Raw genomic sequence first — 24,291 nt, 5'->3', positions numbered from 1 at the left:
AAAAAGATATGGGTACAGAGGACAAAAAACTGACTATTACGTTTACTCATGGCGCAATGCGTCGATAGGATCCATCTTGGAAGCCTTCCACGCCGGATACCAACCAAAAATACAACCGATAGCCGCCGAAACGGCCACTGCCAGAACCATAGCTTCCGGGGCTGTTGCCGTTGGCCACTTGAGCACATGGCTGACAATCAGAGACACAGTACGTCCAAAGACAATACCAATGGCACCGCCGATCAGGCAAAGAAGCACGGCTTCCAGCAGGAATTGACGCATGATGTCGCGAGGACGGGCTCCCACAGCCATGCGCAGACCGATTTCACGGGTACGTTCCGTTACGGATACCATCATGATGTTCATAATGCCGACGCCGCCGACGACCAAGGAGATCATAGCCACAACAAGGAGAAGATTGGTCATCACCTCGGAAGTGGAACTCATCACGCGGGATACTTCCGCCATATCCCAGACGCGGAAATCGTCATCGTCGCCTTCCTGCAGACGGTGGCGCGCCCGCAGCACCAGGGAAATCTCCTCAATGCACTTTTGGGATTCGGCCGGATTGGAGATTTCCACCATGATGTTTTCAATAGTCTTGAAACGACGGGGATGAGGAGCATCCGAGTAGGGTTCCTTCTCCGTCGTTGCATAGTAATTGACAGATGTCGTCGGGAAGGAAAGCGAACGGGCATTCTTGACCGTCGTACTCGTCGCCGAGGAGGAGGAGGAAGCGGAAGCATATCCGCCCAGCCCTTGAAGACGGGAGGAAATACTCGTCCACGGCATGACGATGATATCGTCCTGATCGCGCCCCATCATATTGGCTCCCTTCTTTTTCAGGACACCGATCACCTTGAATGATACGTTCTTGATGCGGACATCTTTTCCTATGGGATTTTCAGTTCCGAACAATTCCCGAACAATCGTCTGCCCCAGCAGGCAAACCCGCCTGGCGCTTGTTACGTCCGCCTCTGAATAGGGATTCCCCGATTCAAGATCTTCAAGATCGCGGATACGGAGGTAATCTACCGTACCGCCTTCAATAGAACCGGCGCTCCAGTTTGTATTGCCGTACACAATCTGCCCGCTCGTTCTCACGACGGGCGTAGCCCGGACAACGGTTTCGCATTCACGGGCAATGGCCTCGCAATCTCCGGGAGTCAGGGACGCTCTCCCACCGGCACCGGAACGAACGCCGCCGCGTGTAACGGAACCGGGAAAGATATTGAGCGTATTCGCCCCCATGGAAGCAATCTGGCTCTTGATTTGCTCGGTCGACCCCCGTCCGATTTCCATCATCGCAATCACGGCTGCAATACCGATAATAATACCGAGGATCGTCAAGGACGCCCGCATCGGATTGCGGACGAGAGCTCGGATACAGGTTTTGAGAAGGGGAATGAATTTCATAACTTGTCCTCATTAATCATGGAGGATACCCCTTCGCTGATACGCCCGTCCACCATGTGGATAGCTCGGTCGGTAAAAGAGGCAATCTTCGGATCGTGCGTCACCAAAATGACGGTAATCCCCTGTTCTCGATTCAAATCCCTGAACATGTGCAGAACTTCGCGGGAAGTCGAAGAATCCAGATTACCCGTCGGTTCGTCTGCCAGAAGAATACTGGGATTGTTAATCAGGGAACGGGCAATAGCCACACGTTGTTGCTGACCACCGGACAATTGGGCGGGAGAATGATCCATGCGATCGTCAAGTCCGACGATATGAAGCAATTCCTCAGCACGGGAACGAATTTCCTTCATCGACCTGGGGGGATGACAGTAGGCAGCCGGCATCATCACATTTTCCAAAGCGGACGTTCTGGAAAGCAAATTGAAGTTCTGGAATACGAATCCGATCCTCTTGTTGCGCAACAGGGCGCGTTGGTCGGCATTCGCCTCGGCCACATCCTGACCGGCGATAATGTATTGTCCGGCTGTCGGACGATCCAGACAGCCCAGGATATTCATCAAGGTAGATTTACCGGAACCGGATGCCCCGGTCAGGGAGACGAACTCACCTTCGCCGATACTCAGGGAAATCCCCTTAAGTACCTCCAGATCAATCTCGCCCAGACGGTAAACCTTGGTTATGTCTCGCAATGTAATCACAACAGAATAAAACTTTTTTGGATGAAACAACAGCTTCCCTTTCGCTCCCGGAGTTCTTCCGTACCGGAGGAACTCCGGGAAAGGGCCGGCCTTCCCGAATGGATCAGGGACGAGGAGGAGGCCCACTGTTGGAACTGCTCTTCTTGTTTTGATTCTTACGTCTGGGAGGCATCTTGGGCACGAAGGGATTCGTCGTCGCCGACTCATCGCTTTCCACGGCGGCGGAACCGTCTTGACCCGTAGCCGAGAGAACAATCTCCATATCTTCTTTCAACTGCTTGGACTCAACCGGAGTTACCATTCCATTGGTTTCACCAGCCATCACCCAGATGGGAGCTACATAATTTCCTTTCTTTTCCCAGATCAGGGAAAGCTCCTTCTCCGGTTCTTTGCCACTGCCGTCCGCCTGCGCGACATCTTCCTGGATCTTGGCATAAATTTCTTCGCTCTTCTTCTTGAATTCGTCCTTGATTGCAGGATCGATCATTTCCTTCGTCGGAGAAAATCTCAACGCCGCATTCGGCACAACGAATACATCCTTCAAATCCTGCACGATGAAATTGACATCGGCCGTCATGTAGGGACGCAGAATCTTGTTGGGGTTCTTGGCATCGACCTCCACAATATAGGTCACAACATTGGATGTCATCGTCGCATTCGGACGGATCTTGTTGACCGTTCCGCTAAAGGAACGCCCAGGGTAAGCATCAACGGAAAAGAGAACCTTCTGACCGGGGTGGATATTGGCAATGTCAGCTTCGTTCACGGCAGCCCAGACCTGGATTTCACTCAAATCCTTGGCCACATAGAACATGGTCGTCGCACTCATATTGGACACCACTGTCGAACCGACGTTATAAAGACGAGTAATGACCGTACCGTCCACGGGGGAAGTAATCGTCGTATATTCCTGATTGCGCTTCTCAATCACCAAGGCGGCTTCCGCGGCCAGCAAAGAAGCCTTAGCCTGCTCCAAAGAAGCTTTGGAAGACGCCACGGCGGCATTCGCCACTTCTTCCGCAGATATATACTGATCGTAACTGGACTGGGACAATGCATCGCCCGGCCCCAGCTTCTCCGCACGGGCACGATCACGCTTCGCCTGGCGATGCTGGGCTTCGGCTTGCAGGATATTGGCCTCGCACTGGGCAATATTAGCCTTGGACTGAGCAATGTTGGCTTCAGCTCTCTTGATGTCGTTCTTCACTACAACGTCGTCGATCCTTGCCAGAAGCTGGCCCTGCTTGACCTCACTGGCATAATCGACCGTCTTGCCATTCACATCCTTGCCAAGTTCTAGAATAATCCCGGTCACCTGGGCACTCACTTCCACAAGCTCCGTAGGTTCCACCGTTCCCGTTGAATCAATAGTCAACCGAAAGTCCGATTTTTCCAAAGGAGATGTTTTGAATTGAATCTGAATGCCATCTTCCGCCTTCCACATTGACCAGCCCCACCACCCGACAGCCGCTACACCTACTACAATACCAATTTTCAAAAAACCGTTCACGGAGAATTATACTCCACCTTGCAGGAAAAGTTTCAATAATTTTTCTCAAGTTTGATTTTTGGGGATCTGCTTCCGACACGTTCCGAGAAGAGGAATCATCAACCCGTTCCAATTCATTCTCCGGAGTCTTGCTGCTGGGTAAATTGGTGCCGAAGCGCTTTGAGGAAAATCTCAGCAGCGTTCGAAAACACCTGGAATTTCTTCCACACAATGCTCACTCCCGATTCCAATTTGGGTTGCAATGGCCTAAAACAAAGATTTCCGTTCCCTGTTACATGAATCAAATGGTCAAGGCCAATGACATAACCGAGCCCCTCCTCCACCATGAGAGCCGCATTATAAATGAGGTTGTAAGTAGACACCACGTTCAATTTGTCGAAATTCCCGCCAAACCATTCGGGATATCCAATCATCCCGGATTGGTTCCGGACTATTTGTCTGGAAGAGAAAATCAGGGGAAGTCCCAGCAAGTCCTGGGGATCAATAGTCTTTTTCGTAGCCAGGGGAGAGTCCTTCCTCATAATAACTCCCCATGTATCTTTTGCCGGCAAGTCGATGCAATCGTATTTAGCGGTATTGGCCGGCTGAATCAGAAGACCGAAATCCAACATACCTTTGTCAAGGCGTTCCATAATGTCATCTGCAATTCCGCTGTAAAGGTGAAATCGGATATCCGGATAGGCGGTCTGTACTTCTCTCATCACTCGGGCAATCAACCTCATCGCAACAGATTCTCCCCCCCCGATATAAATGTCCCCGCCAACGGTATTTCCCATGGCTGCAAATTCAGATTCGGTCTTGCAGACCATCTCCATGATCTCCTGAGCTCGCTGTCTGAACAACCTTCCTTCCTCCGTCAAGGTGATATGGTGATAATTCCGGATAAAAAGTTTCTGACCCAACTCGTCTTCCAGGTCTTTCAACTGCCTGGAAAGCGTAGGCTGGGTAACATGCAGAGATTCTGCCGCCCTCGTAATGCTCCCCTCCCTCACTACTGCCAAAAAATAACGTAATACTCTGATTTCCATTAATTATTCCTTCTTATTATCTTTTTACCATAAGATAATACACTATGCCTAACAAGTATAATAGTCCATACTAAAGAAGTATTTGCTATGATGTAAAAGCATGCTAAAAAGGAAATACGGACTCGTATCACGGATCATGAGGCCAAATAACGCTTGTCGGAGCAGTTGGGAAACAAACACCGGAGACAAAGGAGAAAAACTATGCAATCACTCTTTTTGGGCGCACTTCTCGCCGTAATTTGTACTGTAACTTATGGAAATGACACCAACATGAATTCGCTAACGATCAGACAGCAGAAAATAGCCGCCGCCGCTTCCATGGCAGCCAAAGGCAACCAAGACGGACTCAAGGAAGCTCTTACTTCCGGTCTGAATGCCGGAGTCACGGTCAACGAGTTGAAGGAAGTCCTCGTACAAGTCTACGCCTACTGCGGATTTCCACGTAGTCTCAATGCCTTGAACACATTCAAAAACCTCCTTGAGGAACGCGGAAACAAAGATCGGCAGGGAAAATTGCCCGGACCTCTCCCCGCAGGGAAAAGCATTGAATTCGGGACGGAAAACCAGACGAAACTTATAGGAGTACCCGTTCAAGGCGCTATCTACGAATTTGCACCGTCTATTGACGAGTTCCTGAAAGCCCATCTCTTCGGAGACATTTTCGGACGTGATAATCTGGACTGGCAAACCCGTGAGGTGGCCACAATTGCCATGCTCGCCGCAATGGACGGTGTGGACAGCCAGTTGAACGGCCACATTGCCATTGGCAAGCACAACGGCCTTAACGATGAACAGACAAAGGCAATCGTCGCCATCGCCAGAACAGACCATAACGGGATTCCCTCAATCAGCCCGTTTCCAACAGGAAGAGAAAATACGGGATACTCTCAGTATTTCTCCGGAAAGTCATGGCTGGCTCCCTTGACGCAGGACAAGAGACTCGGAGTTCCTGTCGCCAACGTTACCTTTGAACCGGGTTGCCGCAATAACTGGCACAGCCATACCGGAGGACAAATGCTGATTGCCGTCGGAGGAATCGGTTACTATCAGGAACGCGGAAAATCAGCCCGCAAGCTACAGGCAGGAGACGTGGTGGAAATCCCGCCGAATGTAGAACATTGGCATGGAGCCGCACCGGATAGATGGTTTTCCCACCTCGCCATCGAATGCAATCCGCAAACGAACAAGAACACCTGGCGGGAACCGGTCTCCGATGCCGACTACAAAGCAGCGACATCGGAAAAATAAATCAATCCATAGAAGCCGGCAACGCCGGTTAATTGACCAAGGGACGGACAAAATCCGGAGCATGATAGACAATAGGGAACGTTACTTCTTCCGTTGCAGGTAACGTTCCTCCTCACTAAACACGCATCCGCAATATTTTTGCATATATAATTGAAGGGCTCTGGCCTTTTGCTGTCCTTCCCTGAAACCGGGACGAAAATCACGGTAGACAAAATGGACACCGAATTGTTCCGCAGCCTTTTCGGCCGTTTCACGCAGCAATTCATGATTCTGGTACGGACTTACGAACAAAGTCGAAGAAAACCCGTCGAAACCGTTTTCGGCGGCAAAACGAGCCGTTGCTTCAAAACGCATCCGGTAACACGTTCCGCAACGATTCTCCAGCGATGGATAAATTGCCCGGATAAACGGTCTCAGTCCGTACTCATCCCTTGTAATCAGTTCCAACCCGATCTCCCCCGCATATTCTACCAGAGTATCCTTCCTGGCCTGGTATTCCTTATAAGGGTGAATATTCGGATTAAACCAGAATCCAGTCGGTTCGATTCCCTCCCCTCTCAGCAACTCAATACAGGAAATGGAACAGGGGGCGCAGCAAATATGAAGAAGAACACTCATACCTGACCTCTCTTATAGAGAACAACAATGCCCAATGCCATACAAAAAGACATATAGGATCATGGGACATAACCGGAAAACAAATACGTAAAGCTTCCCTTCCCCTCTACAAAAGAGGAAAAGGGAAGCTTTTCAATCTCTCGTCAATAGGAGAAACTCACCCCTGCGTTAAACCGGTGTGCCACGGCCTTGTTCCTTCCTTCAAACTCATAACCTGCGTACACCCTCCAGCGATCATTCAACTGGAGAGCACTGGACACATTCACCCTCACGGCGTTTCGGGAGGGAGTCGCACCTTTTGCTTCCCAGTGATAGCCGTTGAGCAGACGTTCCGCAGATGCACTCGGATTTTCCCGGTACACATCGGGCAGGTAACTCACCACCACGCTGTTAAGCCACTCCCTTCCCATCAGCTCGCTACGACAGGTCATACCCACTCCTACAGGCATGGACAAATTCTTCAAATGTCCTTTTTCAAAACGGCGAGCATCCCACCCCGTTTCCGTAAAAGACTCCTGCGTCACGTCCGTGTATTCCAGTCCGAGTATGAAATCCATCGACACAGCTTCACTCACCCGACGGCTCCATTTCCCATTGAGGGTAGCGCCCAAAGTACGGTTAGTCCATTTTCCGTGAGACCATCCGCCGGTATGGAAAGAATTCATTCTGTTGTCCGTCCAGCCATAGCCTACGGAACCCGTCACGATGAGAGTATTGTTCCTGTCGAGGTTTTTGTTCCATCCTCCATAAAGCATGGCGATTTCGGTTTGCTGACCGATGTCACCCACAAAGCTGCGGCTGTACATTCTACCATAGAGATCGCCGAACCCCAGGCCAAGAATCGTATTCTTCGCTACTCTGCGATCCGCCCCCACGGCATATCCTCCGCCGTTGTAGTCGAATCCGTCCCGGACACCTTCGGAGGCATGGTAAAGAAAATCTCCCAGCCCCTTGATCCAATAGTTGTTTTCCGGCCCCGTAGTGAATCTCAGCGTATCCAGGCCCTCAAGAGCAGCTCCCGACATACCGAGGACGTTGGAGGCGGAAGACCACATGGAGTTCATTGCGAGTCCTCCCGCCAATTCGGGCAAAATGTCCCGAATGCCAGGTGTTGGAGGAACGGGAGGAGTTGGATCTACAGGCTCCTCCGGATCTACCGGATCGGGAGGGTCCACCGGATCGGGAGGATCTACGCGGTCGGGCGTCCAGACAAGCTGAAGCTGTTCCGGGAAACCGTCCCCGTCCGCATCCAGCCATTGATAACTCCAAACTCCCGTATAAGTATAGGGACTCTCCACATACTCGGAACCAGTAGCCATGGAATAAGTACCGGAAAAATCACCGTCATGAGTCTTGTCCGAATCCGTCAGCACAACGAAGACACGCTCTTGCGCCCAAGAGTTGTCCGCATAAAAGTAATCGGAGGATACGTAGTTATCCAAAATGCCGATGTTACCACCCACCAGGAAGGAATTTGAGGCCGAGATGGACATTCCGTGAGACAACTCCAGGGAAGCGGAGCTTTGGAACTGCCTCTGCATGTCGAAAACAAAGCCTTGAGACATATCCACGTTTTTAGCATTGATGAAAGCGCTGGTTCCCGGACGCAAAACAATGTCCGCATGGGAGACGGTGAAAGAAGCAGCATTGATCGTACTGCCACCGGTGATTTCCAAGGTTCCGTTTTTAAGGACCATGGATGTGTCGTCCCGCAACTCGGAATTACCGAAAACCACGTTATGTTCTAAAATGAGGGTCCCCCCGTAGAGAGTTGTTTGTCCCTTGAAATCACTATAACGGCTCGCGACCAGATGGGAAGAGTCCCCTTGATAGAGTTCCCCGCTGAAAATAACCGTACCGTCTGTTTGGTAAACGGAGCCGCTGGTGTCTGAGTATTGATTAATGGAAAGGGTGATATTTTCAAGCTCTGTATAATTGGGATAAGACCCCGCACTGGCAGCAGAAGTGACGAGAGGATCATTGAACCGAACCTGCCTTCCTTCAGAAGCGGCAAGTTGCACGTCTTGTTGGCCTCTTATATGAATCGCATTGGCAATACCGTTTTCGACGGAAAAGGTACCATCCGAGTGTTGGGTAAACGTACCTCCAATCTTGTTACCGCTGAAAATGACATCCCGGCTCAGTGCCAGCAACTGACTGGTACTCCCCTCCTTGCTGCTTTGCAGATAAATAGCTCCGCCTCTTGACCAGGCATAATTGCCGGTAAAGACGGCTCCGTCCTGAACAATGAGATTCACAAATCTTCCTGACGCTGCATAAATCGCCCCCCCATAGCCGTAGCTGTCATAACCGGCTCCAGCTGTAGAAAAAATGTAATTCCCGGTAAAGACGGCTCCGGTTCCCAGGACCAATGTTGAGATTTCCGATCGAGAAGCAGAATGCATTGCAATAGCCCCCCCATAACTGTAACGACCATTGACATAATTCCCGGTAAACACAGCGTTGGAACCCAAAGAAAGACTGTTCTCACCGTATTTTGTACTGTCAGGCATAACGACATAAATAGCACCGCCTGATCCACCATAACCATTGGGGACATAATTACCAACGAATTTCATATTATCCCCGAGACTCACGGTGGAACCGCCAGCGCCGTATACATGAATTGCTCCTCCGTCTTTACCGCTACCGGCATAGTTACCAGTAAAAACGGCGTTGTTGCCCATAGTCAGCACAGCTTCCTTACTCCCGTATGAATGAACACTAATGGCACCACCGCTACCGGTAGCGTAATTCGATTCGAACGTGGTATTATCACCTACGGCCAATTTGGAAGCTACGTATGAATACAAGGAAATCGCTCCTCCATACTCATTCACGCCAGAACTGTGATTATTCTTGAATGCGACATCGTCGGAAACTTTCAGAGAAACAGTCCCGGAACTGGAGGATTGATCTAAACAATAAATTACTCTGCCCGAAGCATTGGTCAAGACAACGGATTTCATATCGATCATATAGTCACCCCGGGATAGTTTAAACAAAGGAGTATTCCCCAATCCGGTCAGATCTACCTTGCGCGGCGTCTCCGGATCATTCGAACGGAAATTGACGGGAACAGACAAACCGGACACAAGAGAAAAGTCGTCATTATTCAGAATGACTGTGTCTCCTGCGGACAAGGTTCCGGAGGAAACCAATTCCGCCAGTGTTTGGTAGACATTCCGTCCAGGGTTGGAAGCTTGAGAAGCGTCTATGGTATAGTCCGCACCCGAGGAAGAAAAAGACAGGAAGAAGCTCGCCAGCAGGCAGCGTCGCAATTGAAGGGGAAGAATGGGTCTCATGATTTTTGTAATGGATATTAATTCCAGGCAGAACGAAACAGATTTATTTTCGTCGCACAAGACTAAAAACATACATTCCAAATCACCAAATTTTCACATAATAAATCAAAGATTTTTTCGATATATGAAACCACTCGTGAAAAATTGTCTGAATAAATATAAATAATACTTATCAAAGCAAACGAATAAAACAAAAAATCAAGTTTTTGAAATTACAATAATATACTAAAAACGAGTGATCTAATATATTTACGAATCATCTACATATCCAGAAAAAATCAAAAAACGTAAATACATCGGAAATATATTTTTTAATTCCTGGCTATGGAAAAATTACTTAAACAGTTTTTTGAAAGATTCCCATCCGATCATCCCCCCTATTTTACATGTCATTCCGACACATAAAATCGTGTCAATAGCCTGTTTCCCTTAGTCTGTCTCCGAAAAAAGGATTGTGAAAGAAGTCCATTTCCTCTTACGTAAGTAGGAGAGTCATGAAAAGTTTCTTTCTATCTCTCATCCTGCCCCTACTGGCAGTTACCTCGGCAATCGGCACTACCACCACTGGTACGGGAACATCGTCTTCCCCTCTGTCCGTCGTCGTTGACCTTACCCACGGCTATTCCTTCTACACGGGTTTCGGGACCTTTCTGCACCACTACATGAAACCCGGTCAAAACGGTGTCAACAACTGGAGATCTCTCAAAAATTTGCAACTCGACAATGCCAACGTCTTCATCCTCCCGGCTTGTGACGACAAAGTCCCCTACACCGATGACGACAAAGCCATCGTGAAAAAATTCGTCGAAAACGGAGGTGGCCTTGTCATCATGGGGTCCCCCGGCAGCAAACAGCAAAACGCCATAGCCGGCGTCTTCGATGTACAATTCGGCGCCTCCGGCAAAGCACCGCTGAGTTTCACGGCCAATTCCGGACTTTCCGGAGAGATCGAGTCACCCAACGGATTTACTCTCACATTCAGCAAGCCGGAAGAGTGGCAACCTCTCGTTGTCAATGCCGATGGAGTTCCCGTCCTGGCAGAAAAAAAAGTAGGCCATGGGAAAGTCCTGGCCGCATCATCCACTCTCTTCGGCCAACGTTCTCAGAAAAAAGAAGGATCTATCAACAATGAATGGATCAACGGACTTCTCGTCCGGCTGGGTTCAGGCCGCCAAGTCAACCTGGATCAAAAAGTGGATGGAGGAGATCTTGTCCGTACGGACAATTCCCGGCAAGTCGGTTCACTCGTCTATCACTGGAGCGACTATCTGGCCCCCAGCGCAGAAGCTATGATCAAAATGGATACCCGATGCCGTCCGAGTATTGAGAAATTCATGGGTGTTCCACTCTCTCCCGGCATGTCAAGCGAAGTGGGCCTGCTCGCAACGGGAGGAGGAGGGTATTCCAATGGTCGCCATATCGGACTAGCCGTCTTCTGGGGAGGTTTCCCGGAAAGGGAAGATAGCATGATCGAATTTATTACCCATGAAAATGTCCACTCCTGGGTACACCCTCATGCGGAACCTTATTGGAATGAACCCATTGCCACTTATGTCGGAGACCTCGTCATGGGAGATCAGGGATATCCCGAGGAAGCAGCCAAACGCATCGCCAACACTATCAAGCCTGCTCTCGCAGTGGATCCCGAAATGAAATTGTACGATTTGAACGGCAACGGACCGGACAGTGCACCAAAACTGGATCCGGGACAACAACGAGCCGTCAATTGGGGTAAATCCTTCTGGGTCTTTGAGCAGCTCCGCAAGGACAATCCCGACTTCCTCGCCAAATACTTCCAGGCCAAGCGCAAATATGTACCTGCCAAACTGAAACACGGCTATTCTCTGGACGATGCAGTCGCCATCATGAGCATTGCTGCCGGCAAGGACCTCTTCCCCTGGTTTTGCGAACACGGCATGCCCGTAAGCCGGGACAAGGTTCAGTTCCAAACAAACTGATCCCGGAAATCCATCACCCAAAACACACAAGGACCGTTCCTCAACAAACGTCGGAACGGTCCTTGTGTGTTTACGGGCCTTCTCTGAGATGCAAATCTCCTTTTACTGGCTATCTCGGCCCAAACGCGACAATACTAATGATGAGGCCTGCGATGTCCTCCATACCTCCATGCTTCCGTGGCATATTTGGTACGGACAAGCTCGTCAACCTTGTCCTGAAAACCAGGGAAAGGCTCAATTGAGGATAACAGCTTCACATCCAGGGAAAGACGCTCAGCCAACTGCAAATCCCATCCTTCCGGCAAGGTACAATTCTGGATACTCCCCTGATGCAAAACACCGCATTTGGCACGCCTCTGGCCACCTCCTGCAAGTTTGGAACCGTCGGGCAACACCAAATCGCTGGTCACCGGACTGGAAAAACAAGCCCGTCCCCCATCGGGAGCATCTCCATCAAGCAACACGCATTCCACGCCGCAACTCCTCAGTACCCGTGCAAGACCACCATGGATCCATCGGTACAAAGCAGCACTTTGCGGACGTCCTTCTCGGTCGCAGGAACGCAAAGCAAGGGTAAAAGGAATATCGGCACGATGATCGACAATCCCTCCGCCCGTCCAGCGTCTCACAAAATGAAGTCCGGGATCTGGAAAAATACGGGAAGCTTCTTCTTCACTGTCGAAGAAGCCGTAGGTCACCGTCGGTTCCTTCCATTCATAGACCCGCATGACGGAATATTCATCCCATTCCAGCAGAACCTCGTCGGCCGCCATTGCTTCCTCGCCTGTGCGGGCAACGGGATCGCGCCACAGAAGCAAAAGGTCCACGGGAGGCAAATTAACAGCCTCCCCCGGACCTGAAAATATAGTTCCGCTCAAATGCATCAGTTGGGTTTGGGGATTTCAACCTTCTGGCTGAACGAACGCGTATAACGACGGAAGAAATCCTCCGGTTTGGGAAGGGCGCGGTTTCCCTGGCGCACTTGATCCACAAGAACCATGCCTTCATCCGTCACAACCGTCAGATTGATCGTCACACCGATCACCGTACCATAAAGCATTTTGCTGTTGCGCCCGCCGACACTTTCGGCATTGATACGATTACCGAAAATCTCAAGCTCGCGGTAAGATCCGCTCTTGGCAACGCCGGTAGCGATGATCGGTACGGGCTGGACTTCAATCCAGGCCGTGCTGTTCTGCTGACCACTTTCCTGGCGGTCCCGGTATTCAACATCGAAAATCAACGTCATTTCGACAATATTTTCCACGAGGAAGTTCATCGGCCTCGCTTCGTCGGCCTGATACCTCCTATAAGCTTGGTACAGATCCGTCTTGCCCAGCAGATCGTCAAAAGTCTTGTACGCAGGCACGAGATTACGGTACAGGGCATACACGGGGAATCCGGGAACGCCCTTCCCTTCTTCGGCATCACGGTTCAGAATCTGGTCACGGTATTCCAGCTTGTACGCCACGCAGTTAACATCGCCCACCGTCTGCCGATGGGAGGCCATTCGGGAATTGTAAACCCGGGCTTCTCCACTCAACATGGCCGCATTGCGATCCATAGCCGTCGTGAAGAAAATCAAACGAGCAGCATTGGAAAACTGAGCTCCCTTGGGACCCATTTTCAGAGATTTGGTACCTAGAGTATCATCTCTCTGCACATCCAGCCACTGATAATTATTACCGGCTCGCACCTGCATGGATTCCAAATCCTGCATCATGGTATCCATAGCCATTCTTGCCTGGCCCGTCGTACGGACATCCTGAATGACCATGCGCCAGATATCAATCCCGCGTGCCGTCAGAGAAACAATCACCACAATCAGGATACTGGTAATGGCCATGGCTGCCATCAGTTCGACCAAAGTAAAACCTCGGCGGACACTCTTGAAAATAATATTTTTCATAGGTTATAGGAGCAAAAAACAATCTTAATACGTTCTTTTCGTCGATGACTTCCCAACCATTATCGTCTGAAAACGAGATTCCGGGAAAACACGGGATTCTTCAACTGTCCCCAGTTCATGCCGACCATGCGTTCAGGAGACGGAGAGTTGAGCTGGAAGAACTCGGCGTAATACATCACTTCCGCTCCCCAGGCAGGATAGCGTTTATTGCCCGGCTCATAGACATAATCCTCCGGCTTGTTGATCACTCTCTTGTAGTCATAAGGATTGCTGATAACGCCGGGCTTGGAGTTCAGCATATACTGGAACTGGGTGCCGCGTTGATCGACGACAAGCTGTGTCATCCTCACGGCAAATACCGGTCCCACTGTCGCACGGAAGTCTTCCCAACGCAATTTATTGGAAGCAAGCGTACAAGCAGGGATCAAAACCGTATTGGAACCGGGAACACCGACGCCGTTGGCAGCCGGCTGGTAGGTGCCGTCTTCACGGAGGGGCTTGTTCAAATCCCCACGGTAATTGTAAATCAGGATTGTCGTCTCGGGCTTGGACGTAAACAACATCCAATAGAAAGCCTTGTCGAACGCACTGGTGTATTTGTAGCGCGTGGAAATACGAACATTGCTCGCCGCACGCTCGTCGGGACGAACCGTATTCAGTTCCGACGTCAGAGTCTTGACGATACGGTCTGATTCCTGAATGGTCAACGCAGCCTGGACAGACCTGCGCGCCGGAAAGAACATGGCAACAAAGACGACAAGCAAAACCCCGACGATACCGATTGCTAAAACGGTTTCCGTCAAAGTGAACCCTTTGTGTGATTTCGGCTTCATATGGAAATAATAGTTGAGAGAAGGAGGCGGGAATTTCAAGGTAGTATAATTTCAGTTTTTAACCGTGTCCAATCCGATAATTACTTGAAATCGGCAAACATCTGTTCCGGCGTACGCAACATGCTGATGTTGCCCTTGGGCCATACCACAATACCGGCAGCCGAGGTCGGCAGCTTGGTCTTGGGATTAACGGGATAGGGACGAATGCCGAAGTTGTCGGAACTGGCGTTCTTGTCCGGAGCTCCGCCGATAACCACCAGACGAGTCGGACGGGCAGGCTCCGTCAAACGGCCTTGCGGATCGAATTCGAGATAAAAGATCTCTGAATTACCCTTGTTAGAAATGCGCATATTGTCCGTCAAATCCTTGAATTCCTTGTTATTGCGGAACATGGCATCATTGACGTTTTTCTCCGTCTTCAGGAGAGTACTGTATTTAGGGCTGACAAAAAATCCGCTCGGCAAATACCGACCGCGTCCGGACATCTTCCATTCTCCGTCGTCGATGGAAGTCGCCTGAGTCATACGCATCGGTTCCTTGTACATGACGATCAGATAGTGCAGATTCTTCGTCTTCGGAGAATCGTCGTCCGGATTGCTGACAAGAACCACTCGCGACCATGTCGTCTTGCCGATGGCTTCCAGGCGCGCTTCACGCACCGTATCCTGCAGCATCTGAACAGATGCTTCGAGTCCCTGCCCCTGCCCGACATTTTTTAACATGTTGCCTCCAAGAGAAAGCATAATGGCTATGATCGCCACAACGACAATGAGTTCCACCAACGTAAAACCACAACGTGACAAACGGGGGAGATTTTTTTTAGAGAACATAGGGAATAGCAAAAAGGTCAGATTTCATTCATGCTACTAATCCAAGGGCAATCCCGCAATCATTTTTTACGTAAAGTGGCCCCGGAGAATAAAAATTCGTTTTCCGGAGTCCTTCCGGAAGAAGATGGGAAGACGGGGCCTTTCCCTCTGTGACACTATGTCGACAATTCTTGTATTGCAATTACCGGGATTTTCCTTTTTGTTGGGTGCGTGTTCGCAGGAACTCCTCCGGCTGGAGGATACCCCGCATACCCGTTATTTCTGATCTATCCATCCAACATGAATACCGTTCTGATCATCGGAGCCGGCGGAGTCGGCCATGTCGTCGCCAATAAATGTGCCCAGCTTTCTGACATCTTCCATGAAATCCATCTGGCATCCAGAACTCTTGCCAAATGCGACGCCATTGCAGAGGACGTCAAGGCTCGCACCGGCCGTGACATCACCACGCACGCCATTGATGCGGACGATGTCGAAGCAACGACAGCCCTTCTTCGGACGGTCAAACCCAAGCTGCTCATCAACGTCGCCCTGCCCTATCAGGACCTGAACCTCATGGAAGCGTGCCTCCAGGCAGGTGTCCACTACATGGACACGGCCAACTATGAACCGCTTGATGTCGCCAAATTCGAATACTCCTGGCAGTGGGCCTACCAGGATCGCTTCCGCGATGCCGGGCTTTACGCCCTGCTCGGTTCCGGTTTCGATCCGGGCGTAACAAATGTCTTCACGGCTTGGGCTCTCAAACACCATTTCGACGAAATCCACACGCTGGATATCATTGATGTCAACGGCGGAGATCATGGACAGGCTTTTGCCACCAACTTCAATCCGGAGATTAATATCCGCGAAGTCACAGCCGAATGCCGCCACTGGGAAAACGGTAATTTCACAACCACCCCTCCGATGAGTCTCCACCAGACATTCTCCTGTCCGGACGGCGTCGGTACTTACGAAATCTACCGTATGTACCATGAGGAAATGGAAAGCCTCGTGAAGCACATCCCCACTATCCGCCGGGCTCAGTTCTGGATGTCCTTTTCTCCGAACTATCTCAAGCATCTTGAGGTCCTGCAGAATGTCGGCATGACCCGTATCGACCCGGTCGTGTACAACGGCGTGGAAATCGTCCCTCTTCAGTTTTTGAAGGCCGTTCTCCCCAATCCGGGAGACCTGGGCAAAACGACGCACGGCAAAACCTGTATCGGCACGGTCATCACCGGTATCAAGGACGGTCAATTCAAAGCCGTTTACATTTACAACATCTGCGACCACGAGGAATGCTTCCGCGAAGTCGGTTCCCAGGCTATTTCCTACACGACCGGAGTACCCGCCGCTATTGGAGCCCGCATGATCCTCGAGGGCAAGTGGGGCGGCAAGGGTGTCTTCAACATGGAACAGAACGATCCCGATCCCTTCATGGAGGAACTCAACCTCCGGGGGCTTCCTTGGACTTGCATCGAACTGACGGAGGAACAGGCAAAATCCCTCACCGTCACCAAGTAAAAATTCAACCAACCCCAAAGGAAAAGGGCGTATCCGGGATCTCCGGATACGCCCTTTTGCGAGGTATTTACGGCTTTTAAAAAAGGAATCAAACACCACCCGCCGTGCCAAAGAGACGGACTATTTCCACAAGAATATCGGAAATTTTTTCCAAGGACTGGACGGGAACGTATTCAAAGCGTCCGTGGAAGTTATGTCCGCCGGCACACAGGTTCGGGCAGGGAAGTCCCATGAAGGAAAGCCGGGCTCCGTCCGTACCGCCGCGAATAGGGACAATGGACGCTTCAACGCCAAGATTTATCATAGCCTGCCTGGCATGATCCATCAGGAAGGGATAGGGGGCAACCTTCTCCTTCATATTGTAGTAACTATCCTCAATTTCCGCGGTAAACGCACCTTCGCCATACTTGTCGTTAAGATAAGAGCAAATGGAACGGATGCATTCCTTCCGGGTTTCAAACGAATTGCGGTCATGATCCCGGATGATGTACTCCGCCCGGGCCTGTTCCACCGTACCAGACAGGGCTTCCAAATGAAAAAAGCCTTCGTAACCCTCTGTAAAAGAGGGATTGTCAAACACGGGCAGCATTTGCTGGAATTCCATCGCCATCAACAAGGCATTTTTCATCTTGCCCTTGGCATAGCCGGGATGAATGTTTTTCCCGGAAATCGTTAGATTAACACTGGCGGCATTAAAATTTTCATACTCGATCTCACCCAGCTGACCGCCATCGACCGTATAGGCAAAATCCGCATCAAAACGCTTTACGTCAAAAGCATCAGTACCATGCCCGACCTCTTCATCAGGGGTAAAGGCAATCTTGATTTCGCCGTGAGAGATTTCCGGGCGGTTCATCAGAGTCTCCACCATAGTCATAATCTCGGCAATGCCCGCTTTATCGTCCGCTCCCAGCAAGGTCGTACCATCCGTGACAATCAAATCCTGTCCCTTGTACTGGAGCATTTCCGGATAATCCACCGGAGAAAGCACAATCCTCTGTGCTTCATTCAGCACAATGTCACCACCGTCGTAGTTCGAAACAATGCGAGCCCGGACATCCTTGCCGGATACGGCGGGAGAAGTATCCATGTGCGCTATAAATCCGATTGAGGGCAGATTCTCAATACCCGCCGAGGCAGGAATCGACGCATAAACGGTACCGGACTCATCAACGGAAACGGTGACAACCCCCAGTTCCTTCAACTCATCCGCAAGCAGGAATGCGAGATTCTTCTGCTTCTCACTACTGGGAATCACTCCTGCATTGGGAACGGATTGCGTATCAATCCGTACATAATTCAAAAAACGCTTTACAACAGAACTCATATCCATGCCTCCCTACACCAAAACCACGGCCATTCCAAGATTTCTCTGCGTAACGCAATCCGGGGTTATCTATCTAGCCTCACCACCGTGGTTCTTCACCCATGCCTCATAAAGATCCGGACGATTCGTACGCGTCCGCTCCAATGACATCGCATGCTTCCATTTTTCAATGGCAGGGTGGTTGCCTCCCAGGAGGATATCCGGCACAGCCATGTCGCGGAACACATTGGGCTTGGTGTAAGCCGGGGCTTCCAAAAGACCGTCTGCAAAAGACTCGTCCACGGGAGAGCGCTCATCACCCAAAGCCCCGGGTATCAGGCGCGCTACAGCGTCAATAACGATCACAGCAGCAATAGCGCCATTGGTTAAAATATAATCGCCGATAGAAAGCTCAATGTCCACCAGTTGCTCGACCACCCGATGATCGACTCCTTCGTAATGACCACAAAGAATAATCAAGTGACCTCCCTCCACGGAAAGCTCTCGGGCAATTCCCTGGTTGAACACCCTGCCCTGCGGCGTCATCAGCACCACACGCGTGTTCGCGCGACGCAATGCTTCAACAGCGGCGAAAATCGGTTCGGGCTTCATCAGCATGCCCTGCCCTCCGCCACACAGGTAATCGTCCGTCTTGCGGTGCTTGTCGGTCGTCCAGTCGCGGATATTGTGCGCCTGGATCTCAATCAGCCCTTTCTGCCGGGCTCGGCCCAGAATACTCTCACCAAGAGGCGCTTCCACCATCTCGGGAAACAGGGTCAGCACATCGATTTGAAGAGATGGTTCAGCCACGGCGGAAAAGGATGATTGGTTAATATTTGAATCGTTGGTTGCCCAGGAAGAATTAACCGCGTTTCTGACCGCGCAGCATCGCCTCGATGAAGGGGTCGAGATTGCCGTCCATCACATCCTGAATATTGCCGGATTCCTCACCCGTGCGTAAATCCTTGACCATCTGGTAGGGCTGGAAGACGTAGGAACGGATCTGGTTTCCCCAGGCAATGTCGCCCTTCTCGCTGTACTGGCGGTCGGCTTCGGAACGCTTGCGATCTTCCTCCAGCTGAATCAGTTTGGCCTTCAACATGTTCATGGCTTCTTCCCTATTGCGAAGCTGGCTGCGTTCGTTCTGGCAGGCAACGATAATGCCCGTCGGAATGTGCGTAATGCGAACGGCGGTTTCCACCTTATTGACATTCTGACCACCCTTGCCGCCGGAACGGTAAGTATCCAGTTTGATGTCGCGGTCAAGAATTTCAATGTTGACCGTGTCGTCAACAATCGGGGTAGCATCCAGCGATGCAAATGAAGTGTGACGCTTACCGGCAGAGTCGAACGGGGAAATGCGTACCAGACGGTGAATGCCTCGTTCGTTCTTCAAGTAGCCGTACGCGTAGTCTCCATCGATTTTCAGAGTGACGGAACGGATACCGGCATCGTCTCCATCCGTACTTTCCATCACAGTAACTTCATACCCCCTGCGTTCACACCAGCGCATATACATACGGAGCAGCATACTGGCCCAGTCGCAGGCTTCGGTACCACCCGCCCCGGCATGGATCGTGATGTAGGAACCAGCCTGGTCATGTTCTCCGTTGAGCAGAGTCAGCAGTTCGAAATCGGCGAGAGCCTTCTGCCATGCCGCATATTCGCGTACGGCTTCTTCCGTCAGAGAATGATCGTTTTCATCCTCATGGGCAAATTCGATCATGACATCAACGTCGTCCAGTTTGCTTTCCAGCCCCTGGAATGCTTCCAGCCTTCTTTTCAAAGGATTCACCCGAGCCATCAGAGCCCGTGCCGCTTCCGGGTTATCCCAGAAATCGGGAGCGCTCATTTTTTCATCGAGTTCCGCAACCTGTTGTTTAATGCCATCCAAGTCAAAGATAGCTCCCGAGCTCGGAAAGACGACTGCGTAAAGCAGCCGTGTCGAGCGCCGAGAGATCAGCAGCGTGTGGTGTCGTATCCATACGCGGAGGAACCTACCCGATCCCGTTCAGGGAAAAAAGCCCAAAATCCCGGATGACGTGAGGATGCATCCTCTTCAAAAAAACAAGAGCCGGACGGCAGAACTCCAGTCCTCCGTCCGGCATCTCAAAAAACGGACAATCTTCTTTCAGGAAAAAGAAGCGTTCAGTCTTCGAACTCGTGAACAAACAGGCCGCTGCGCAGCTTCGGCTCGAACCACGTCGATTTCGGAGGCATGATCATGCCGGAATCCGCCACGCGGAACAGATCCTCCATCGTCACCGGATACAAAGAAAAAGCTACACGCATTTCCCCAGACTGGCAACGGCGTTCCAATTCCTCCAACCCACGGATACCGCCGATAAAATCGATGCGTTCATCCGTGCGAGGGTCGTCAATACCGAGGATAGGCCGCAATACCAGCTGTTGCAGGATGGCACAGTCCAGGCTCTCGATAGGATCGCTTTCGTCTACCAGTTCCGGTTTGATCTTCAGAGAATACCAGGAACCGTCCAGGTACATGCCGAATTCGTGCTTGGACGACGGAGCATATCCGGAGGGCGATTCCTCGAGGCGAACATCGGCCACATCGGAGAGACGTTCAAGAAAAGCCTCCTTGTCCAGACCGGCAAGATCTTTGACCACACGGTTGTAATCCATGATGAAGAGGTCTTCGTCGCAGAACACCACCGCCATCAGGTAATTGAACTCCTCCTGCCCCGAATAGTCAGGATGACTCTGCCGCCTCTTGGCGGAAACCGCCGCACTGGAAGCCGTCCGGTGGTGACCATCGGCAATATAGAGTTCACCGACTTCTTCAAATCCCCGCCGGATCGCTTCGATCACCGCATCATCATCGACGGGCCACAGAATATGCGTAACCCCGTCTCCGGAAGTAAACTGGTAATCCGGTTTGTGGAATTTGATCCATTCCCGCACGGAAGCGGAAATCCCCTCATGTTTTCGGTAAGCAAGAAAAACGGGTTCCGTCTGGGCCGAACAGGCATCGAAATGGCAAATGCGATCCAATTCCTTCTCGTGGCGGGTCAATTCATGCTTTTTGATCGTTCCGGACAAATATTCGTCCACGGAGGCACAACCGACAATACCTGTCTGCACCCGCCCGTTCATGATCTGGCGGTAGATATAAAAACAGGGCTTGGCATCGCGGACCAAAATACCTTCCCGTACAAAACGCTGCAAATGATCGCGTCCCAAGGCATAGGCTTCCGGAGCATGGATCAGGGACTCGTCTGCCAGATCCACATCCGGGCGGCAGACATGCAAAAACGACGTCGGCCTCCCGGCCGCCATGGCAACAGCCTCACGATGATTCATTACATCGTAGGGCAGGCAGGACACCTGCTCCGCCATATCTGTCGGAGGCCGCAACGCGGCAAAGGGACGTATCGTAGCCATACGCAAATAAATGAAAGGCTTTGCCCGGAATTACAGATGCAGAATGTCCGCAATGGCAGACGTCACTTCCTTCATGTCATCCATAGTCAGTTCACCCATGTGAGCAATACGGAACGTCTTGTCCTTCAAAGCACCATACCCGTTGCCGATTTGCAGACCGCGTTCTCCGAGAGCCTTGTTCAGGTCACCTACATTGATATCGCGCGTATTGGTAATCACCGTCAATGTATTGGAAAGATAACGGCGGTCCGGGAACACGGAAAAGTACTCGTCAGCCCAGGAACGGGTAAAATCAGCCATAGCCATATGACGAGCCCAGCGGTTTTCCACACCTTCTTTCATGATGCGTTCCAACTGGTAATTCATCGCATACATCAAAGGAAGACTCGGAGTGGACGGGTACTGGTAATCCTTCTTCTGGATAAAATCGTAGAGTTCACGAAGATCGAAATACAAGCCGCGGCACGGCACCTGTGCCGTCCGTTCATACGCCTTGGAGGAAAGAGTGCAAACCGCCATGCCGGGAGGCAAAGCCAAAGCCTTTTGCGTGGACGTAATCAGAATGTCGATACCAAGTTTGTCGGTATCAATCCGGGTTCCGGCAGCAGAACTCACCGCATCGACACACCAGACCACATCGGGATACTTCTTCATAACTTCCGCGATTTCTTCCACCGGGTTCATGATACCGGTAGCCGTTTCATTGTGCGTCACGCAGATCGTATCGTATTGGCCGGTCGCCAAAGCTTTGTCTACCATCTCGGGAGTCGTGGCCCGGCCAAGTTCGCTCTTGAAAATATCGGCCGGTACGCCATTGGCTACAGCCATCTTGTACCAGCGGTCTCCAAACGCCCCCACTGAAAAAACAGCCGCTTTTTTCGCCGTGCAGGAACGGACGGCGCCTTCCATCAATCCGCTACCAGAGGAAGTGGAAAGAAGAATCTCATTCTCTGTCAGAAAAACCTTGCGAAGTTTGTCGGAAATACCCCTCTGCAGCTCAGAAGCCGCTTTGGAACGATGTCCAATCATAGGGCCGGCAAGGCTAGCCAGCACATCTTCGGCCACTTCGGTAGGTCCGGGGATATATAATTTCTTTCTCATAATGTTGATGGGGTACGGGGATAACACATAGTTACCACACTTTCCGCGTCTTGTCTGCGAAGATGACACAACACAAAAATATTACTGAGTCCGGTCAAAGGGCTTCATCGACAAAAACGGGATATTGCCGATTCAAGAGAAAATCAAATATTTTTAAAAATAAAAAAGAGCCCTCCCCCCACGGGAAAGGCTCTTGGAAAATCATATCCGGCAACCTTAGTGCGCCCTGCAGAATTCTTCAAAGCGGTCAAGACCTTCTTTGAGAATGTCCAGCGTGGTGCAATAGCTAATGCGGAGGCTCTTGTCATTACCGAAGGCAACACCCGGTATGGCAGCCACTTTGTAGCGTTCCAGAAGTTTGTCGCACAGATTCAGGGAGGTCAAACCGATCTTGCTCGTATCAACGAGGAAGTAGAATGCCCCCTGGGGTTCCACGACGCTGATGTTCGGAATGGCCTTCAGGCGTTCATAAACATACTGGCGGCGCATATCATATTCGTCCCGCATGTCGGAGATAAAACTCTGATCGCCCTTCAAGGCAGCAATACCGCCGTACTGGGCGAATGTACAGGCATTGGATGTCGTGTGATCCTGAATCGTTTGAATCGCCTTGGAAATTTCCTTGGGAGCCGCCGTGTAGCCAAGCCGCCAACCGGTCATGGAATATCCCTTGGAAAATCCGTTGACCGTTACCGTCAAGTCATAGATTTCCGGGCTAAGGGAAGCAATGCTGACATGCTTGGCATCTCCGTACACGAGGTGCTCGTAAATTTCGTCGGAAAGAATGAGGATGTCTTCGCTGGCGGCAAGTTCGCCAATAGCCTTAAGCTCTTCCTCAGTATAGACGGCCCCCGTCGGATTGGTCGGCGTGTTGACGATCACCATCTTGGTACGGGGAGTCATCGCTTCTTCGAACTGTTCGACCGTCATCTTCCATCCGGTTTCCGGCGTCGTTTCAACAATCACGGGGATGCCGCCGACCATGCGCACCATTTCCGGATAACTCACCCAGTAGGGAGCGGGAATGATCACTTCATCTCCTTCGCTTACCAGGGCGTTAATTGCGTTGAAACAAGCATGCTTGGCTCCGCAGCTGACAACAATCTGCGTGGGCTCGTATGTCAGACCGTTCTCCTTCTGGAGTTTTTCGGAAATGGCTTCGCGAAGAGCGAGGAGGCCCGACGAAGGAGTATACTTGGTCTGGCCGTTGTTCAGGGCATCAATGGCAGCCTGCTTAATAAATTCAGGCGTGTCCATTTCGGGTTCGCCACCTGCCAGTCCATAAACCTCTTCTCCCGCAGCCTTCATGGCTTTGGCACGGTTGGTCACCTTCAAAGTCAGAGAAGGAGTGAGGCTGGCAATGCGGGGGGAAATCATATCCATAAGTCTTAGTGCTTGGTGGTATTCGCCCGTTTGCGGAAAGCGACCCCCGCCCTCCGCCAGGGCGTTGAAAACATACGCCATTCACTCGTCTTCCGCAAGAACAATACTGAAATTTCACAAAGGGAAGCATACGTGCCCCCCGGTTCCCCTTCTATTCGCCTCCGCCAATAAAAACAGGAGCCGTTTCGCACACGGCAAAACGGCTCCATAAATCAATGATTACTTGCAAGAAGGAAA

General features: G+C 51.0%; 19 protein-coding genes. 3 read left to right on the top strand and 16 right to left on the bottom strand.

All coding sequences use genetic code 11. The annotated features are described in order from the left end of the window. Positions 1 to 42: 42 nt before the first annotated feature. The 4 genes from QET40_RS07425 to QET40_RS07410 form a co-directional block, all read right to left on the bottom strand. Entirely contained in the window at positions 43 to 1,416 is a 1,374-nt protein-coding gene (locus QET40_RS07425; protein WP_280126535.1) for an ABC transporter permease, read from the bottom strand. Further along, positions 1,413 to 2,117, bottom strand: a complete 705-nt coding sequence (locus QET40_RS07420) for an ABC transporter ATP-binding protein (RefSeq protein ID WP_280126534.1) — start codon at positions 2,115 to 2,117, stop codon at positions 1,413 to 1,415. The genes QET40_RS07425 and QET40_RS07420 overlap by 4 nt, the downstream gene beginning before the upstream one ends. Before the next feature lie 103 nt (positions 2,118 to 2,220). Continuing rightward, complete coding sequence (locus QET40_RS07415; RefSeq protein WP_280126533.1) at positions 2,221 to 3,615, bottom strand: efflux RND transporter periplasmic adaptor subunit; 1,395 nt, start codon at positions 3,613 to 3,615, stop codon at positions 2,221 to 2,223. A 125-nt stretch (positions 3,616 to 3,740) separates the two neighbouring features. After that, the gene (locus tag QET40_RS07410; RefSeq protein WP_280126532.1) at positions 3,741 to 4,655 is read right to left on the bottom strand and encodes a LysR family transcriptional regulator; all 915 of its coding nucleotides are present in this window, start codon (positions 4,653 to 4,655) and stop codon (positions 3,741 to 3,743) included. Between the two features lie 270 nt (positions 4,656 to 4,925). On the opposite strand from QET40_RS07410, the gene QET40_RS07405 reads away from it, so the two are divergent. Then, entirely contained in the window at positions 4,926 to 5,903 is a 978-nt protein-coding gene (locus tag QET40_RS07405; protein ID WP_280126531.1) for a carboxymuconolactone decarboxylase family protein, read from the top strand. Between the two features lie 81 nt (positions 5,904 to 5,984). On the opposite strand, the gene QET40_RS07400 is transcribed toward QET40_RS07405, so the two are convergent. Together QET40_RS07400 and QET40_RS07395 are read right to left on the bottom strand one after the other, a co-directional pair. Continuing rightward, a complete protein-coding gene (locus QET40_RS07400) occupies positions 5,985 to 6,521 on the bottom strand; it encodes an epoxyqueuosine reductase QueH (RefSeq protein WP_280126530.1) in 537 nt (178 codons plus the stop codon). 143 nt (positions 6,522 to 6,664) lie between these two features. After that, the gene (locus QET40_RS07395; protein ID WP_280126529.1) at positions 6,665 to 9,826 is read right to left on the bottom strand and encodes an autotransporter outer membrane beta-barrel domain-containing protein; all 3,162 of its coding nucleotides are present in this window, start codon (positions 9,824 to 9,826) and stop codon (positions 6,665 to 6,667) included. A 494-nt stretch (positions 9,827 to 10,320) separates the two neighbouring features. On the opposite strand from QET40_RS07395, the gene QET40_RS07390 reads away from it, so the two are divergent. Continuing rightward, a complete protein-coding gene (locus QET40_RS07390; RefSeq protein ID WP_280126528.1) occupies positions 10,321 to 11,784 on the top strand; it encodes a hypothetical protein in 1,464 nt (487 codons plus the stop codon). Positions 11,785 to 11,918: 134 nt separating this feature from the next. On the opposite strand, the gene QET40_RS07385 is transcribed toward QET40_RS07390, so the two are convergent. The 4 genes from QET40_RS07385 to QET40_RS07370 form a co-directional block, all read right to left on the bottom strand. Continuing rightward, entirely contained in the window at positions 11,919 to 12,611 is a 693-nt protein-coding gene (locus QET40_RS07385) for a hypothetical protein (RefSeq protein ID WP_280126527.1), read from the bottom strand. 56 nt (positions 12,612 to 12,667) lie between these two features. Then, complete coding sequence (locus tag QET40_RS07380) at positions 12,668 to 13,693, bottom strand: prepilin-type N-terminal cleavage/methylation domain-containing protein (protein ID WP_280126526.1); 1,026 nt, start codon at positions 13,691 to 13,693, stop codon at positions 12,668 to 12,670. Between the two features lie 59 nt (positions 13,694 to 13,752). Next, a complete protein-coding gene (locus QET40_RS07375) occupies positions 13,753 to 14,526 on the bottom strand; it encodes a prepilin-type N-terminal cleavage/methylation domain-containing protein (protein WP_280126525.1) in 774 nt (257 codons plus the stop codon). Positions 14,527 to 14,606: 80 nt separating this feature from the next. Next, positions 14,607 to 15,329: a prepilin-type N-terminal cleavage/methylation domain-containing protein gene (locus QET40_RS07370; RefSeq protein WP_280126524.1), complete on the bottom strand. Its 723-nt coding sequence runs from the start codon at positions 15,327 to 15,329 to the stop codon at positions 14,607 to 14,609. Between the two features lie 306 nt (positions 15,330 to 15,635). Between QET40_RS07370 and QET40_RS07365 the strand changes: the two genes are divergently transcribed. After that, a complete protein-coding gene (locus QET40_RS07365) occupies positions 15,636 to 16,862 on the top strand; it encodes a saccharopine dehydrogenase family protein (RefSeq protein ID WP_280126523.1) in 1,227 nt (408 codons plus the stop codon). Between the two features lie 88 nt (positions 16,863 to 16,950). Here the strand turns inward: QET40_RS07365 and pepT are convergent, their stop codons facing one another. The 6 genes from pepT to QET40_RS07335 all read right to left on the bottom strand — a co-directional run bounded on the left by pepT (position 16,951) and on the right by QET40_RS07335 (position 24,054). Next, positions 16,951 to 18,189, bottom strand: coding sequence for a peptidase T (pepT, locus tag QET40_RS07360; RefSeq protein ID WP_280126522.1), 1,239 nt, complete (start codon positions 18,187 to 18,189; stop codon positions 16,951 to 16,953). 69 nt (positions 18,190 to 18,258) lie between these two features. Further along, a complete protein-coding gene (gene trmD / locus QET40_RS07355) occupies positions 18,259 to 18,978 on the bottom strand; it encodes a tRNA (guanosine(37)-N1)-methyltransferase TrmD (RefSeq protein WP_280126521.1) in 720 nt (239 codons plus the stop codon). Positions 18,979 to 19,030: 52 nt separating this feature from the next. Next, a protein-coding gene (gene prfB, locus QET40_RS07350; protein WP_345783060.1) for a peptide chain release factor 2 occupies positions 19,031 to 20,153 on the bottom strand; the annotation gives its coding sequence in 2 pieces (ribosomal slippage) (positions 19,031 to 20,065 and positions 20,067 to 20,153; 1,122 coding nt in all). A gap of 163 nt (positions 20,154 to 20,316) precedes the next feature. Further along, positions 20,317 to 21,570, bottom strand: coding sequence for a DUF1015 family protein (locus QET40_RS07345; protein WP_280126519.1), 1,254 nt, complete (start codon positions 21,568 to 21,570; stop codon positions 20,317 to 20,319). Positions 21,571 to 21,600: 30 nt separating this feature from the next. Continuing rightward, complete coding sequence (locus tag QET40_RS07340) at positions 21,601 to 22,671, bottom strand: alanine--glyoxylate aminotransferase family protein (protein ID WP_280126518.1); 1,071 nt, start codon at positions 22,669 to 22,671, stop codon at positions 21,601 to 21,603. 216 nt (positions 22,672 to 22,887) lie between these two features. Continuing rightward, a complete protein-coding gene (locus tag QET40_RS07335; protein WP_280132878.1) occupies positions 22,888 to 24,054 on the bottom strand; it encodes a pyridoxal phosphate-dependent aminotransferase in 1,167 nt (388 codons plus the stop codon). Positions 24,055 to 24,291 lie beyond the last annotated feature (237 nt).

The organism is Akkermansia sp. N21169 (genome assembly GCF_029854675.1).
Classification (GTDB): domain Bacteria; phylum Verrucomicrobiota; class Verrucomicrobiia; order Verrucomicrobiales; family Akkermansiaceae; genus Akkermansia.
This window is presented reverse-complemented; position numbering and strand designations above follow the sequence as displayed.

What these genes read in the sequence shown, in the direction of transcription:
- pepT (WP_280126522.1), bottom strand. Translation starts at nt 18,189, where the DNA reads ATGAGTTCTGTTGTAAAGCGTTTTTTGAATTATGTACGGATTGATACG.
- QET40_RS07380 (WP_280126526.1), bottom strand. Translation starts at nt 13,693, where the DNA reads ATGAAAAATATTATTTTCAAGAGTGTCCGCCGAGGTTTTACTTTGGTC.
- QET40_RS07335 (WP_280132878.1), bottom strand. Translation starts at nt 24,054, where the DNA reads ATGGATATGATTTCCCCCCGCATTGCCAGCCTCACTCCTTCTCTGACT.
- QET40_RS07365 (WP_280126523.1), top strand. Translation starts at nt 15,636, where the DNA reads ATGAATACCGTTCTGATCATCGGAGCCGGCGGAGTCGGCCATGTCGTC.
- QET40_RS07405 (WP_280126531.1), top strand. Translation starts at nt 4,926, where the DNA reads ATGAATTCGCTAACGATCAGACAGCAGAAAATAGCCGCCGCCGCTTCC.
- QET40_RS07390 (WP_280126528.1), top strand. Translation starts at nt 10,321, where the DNA reads ATGAAAAGTTTCTTTCTATCTCTCATCCTGCCCCTACTGGCAGTTACC.
- QET40_RS07340 (WP_280126518.1), bottom strand. Translation starts at nt 22,671, where the DNA reads ATGAGAAAGAAATTATATATCCCCGGACCTACCGAAGTGGCCGAAGAT.
- QET40_RS07425 (WP_280126535.1), bottom strand. Translation starts at nt 1,416, where the DNA reads ATGAAATTCATTCCCCTTCTCAAAACCTGTATCCGAGCTCTCGTCCGC.
- QET40_RS07345 (WP_280126519.1), bottom strand. Translation starts at nt 21,570, where the DNA reads ATGGCTACGATACGTCCCTTTGCCGCGTTGCGGCCTCCGACAGATATG.
- QET40_RS07400 (WP_280126530.1), bottom strand. Translation starts at nt 6,521, where the DNA reads ATGAGTGTTCTTCTTCATATTTGCTGCGCCCCCTGTTCCATTTCCTGT.
- QET40_RS07375 (WP_280126525.1), bottom strand. Translation starts at nt 14,526, where the DNA reads ATGAAGCCGAAATCACACAAAGGGTTCACTTTGACGGAAACCGTTTTA.
- QET40_RS07395 (WP_280126529.1), bottom strand. Translation starts at nt 9,826, where the DNA reads ATGAGACCCATTCTTCCCCTTCAATTGCGACGCTGCCTGCTGGCGAGC.
- QET40_RS07410 (WP_280126532.1), bottom strand. Translation starts at nt 4,655, where the DNA reads ATGGAAATCAGAGTATTACGTTATTTTTTGGCAGTAGTGAGGGAGGGG.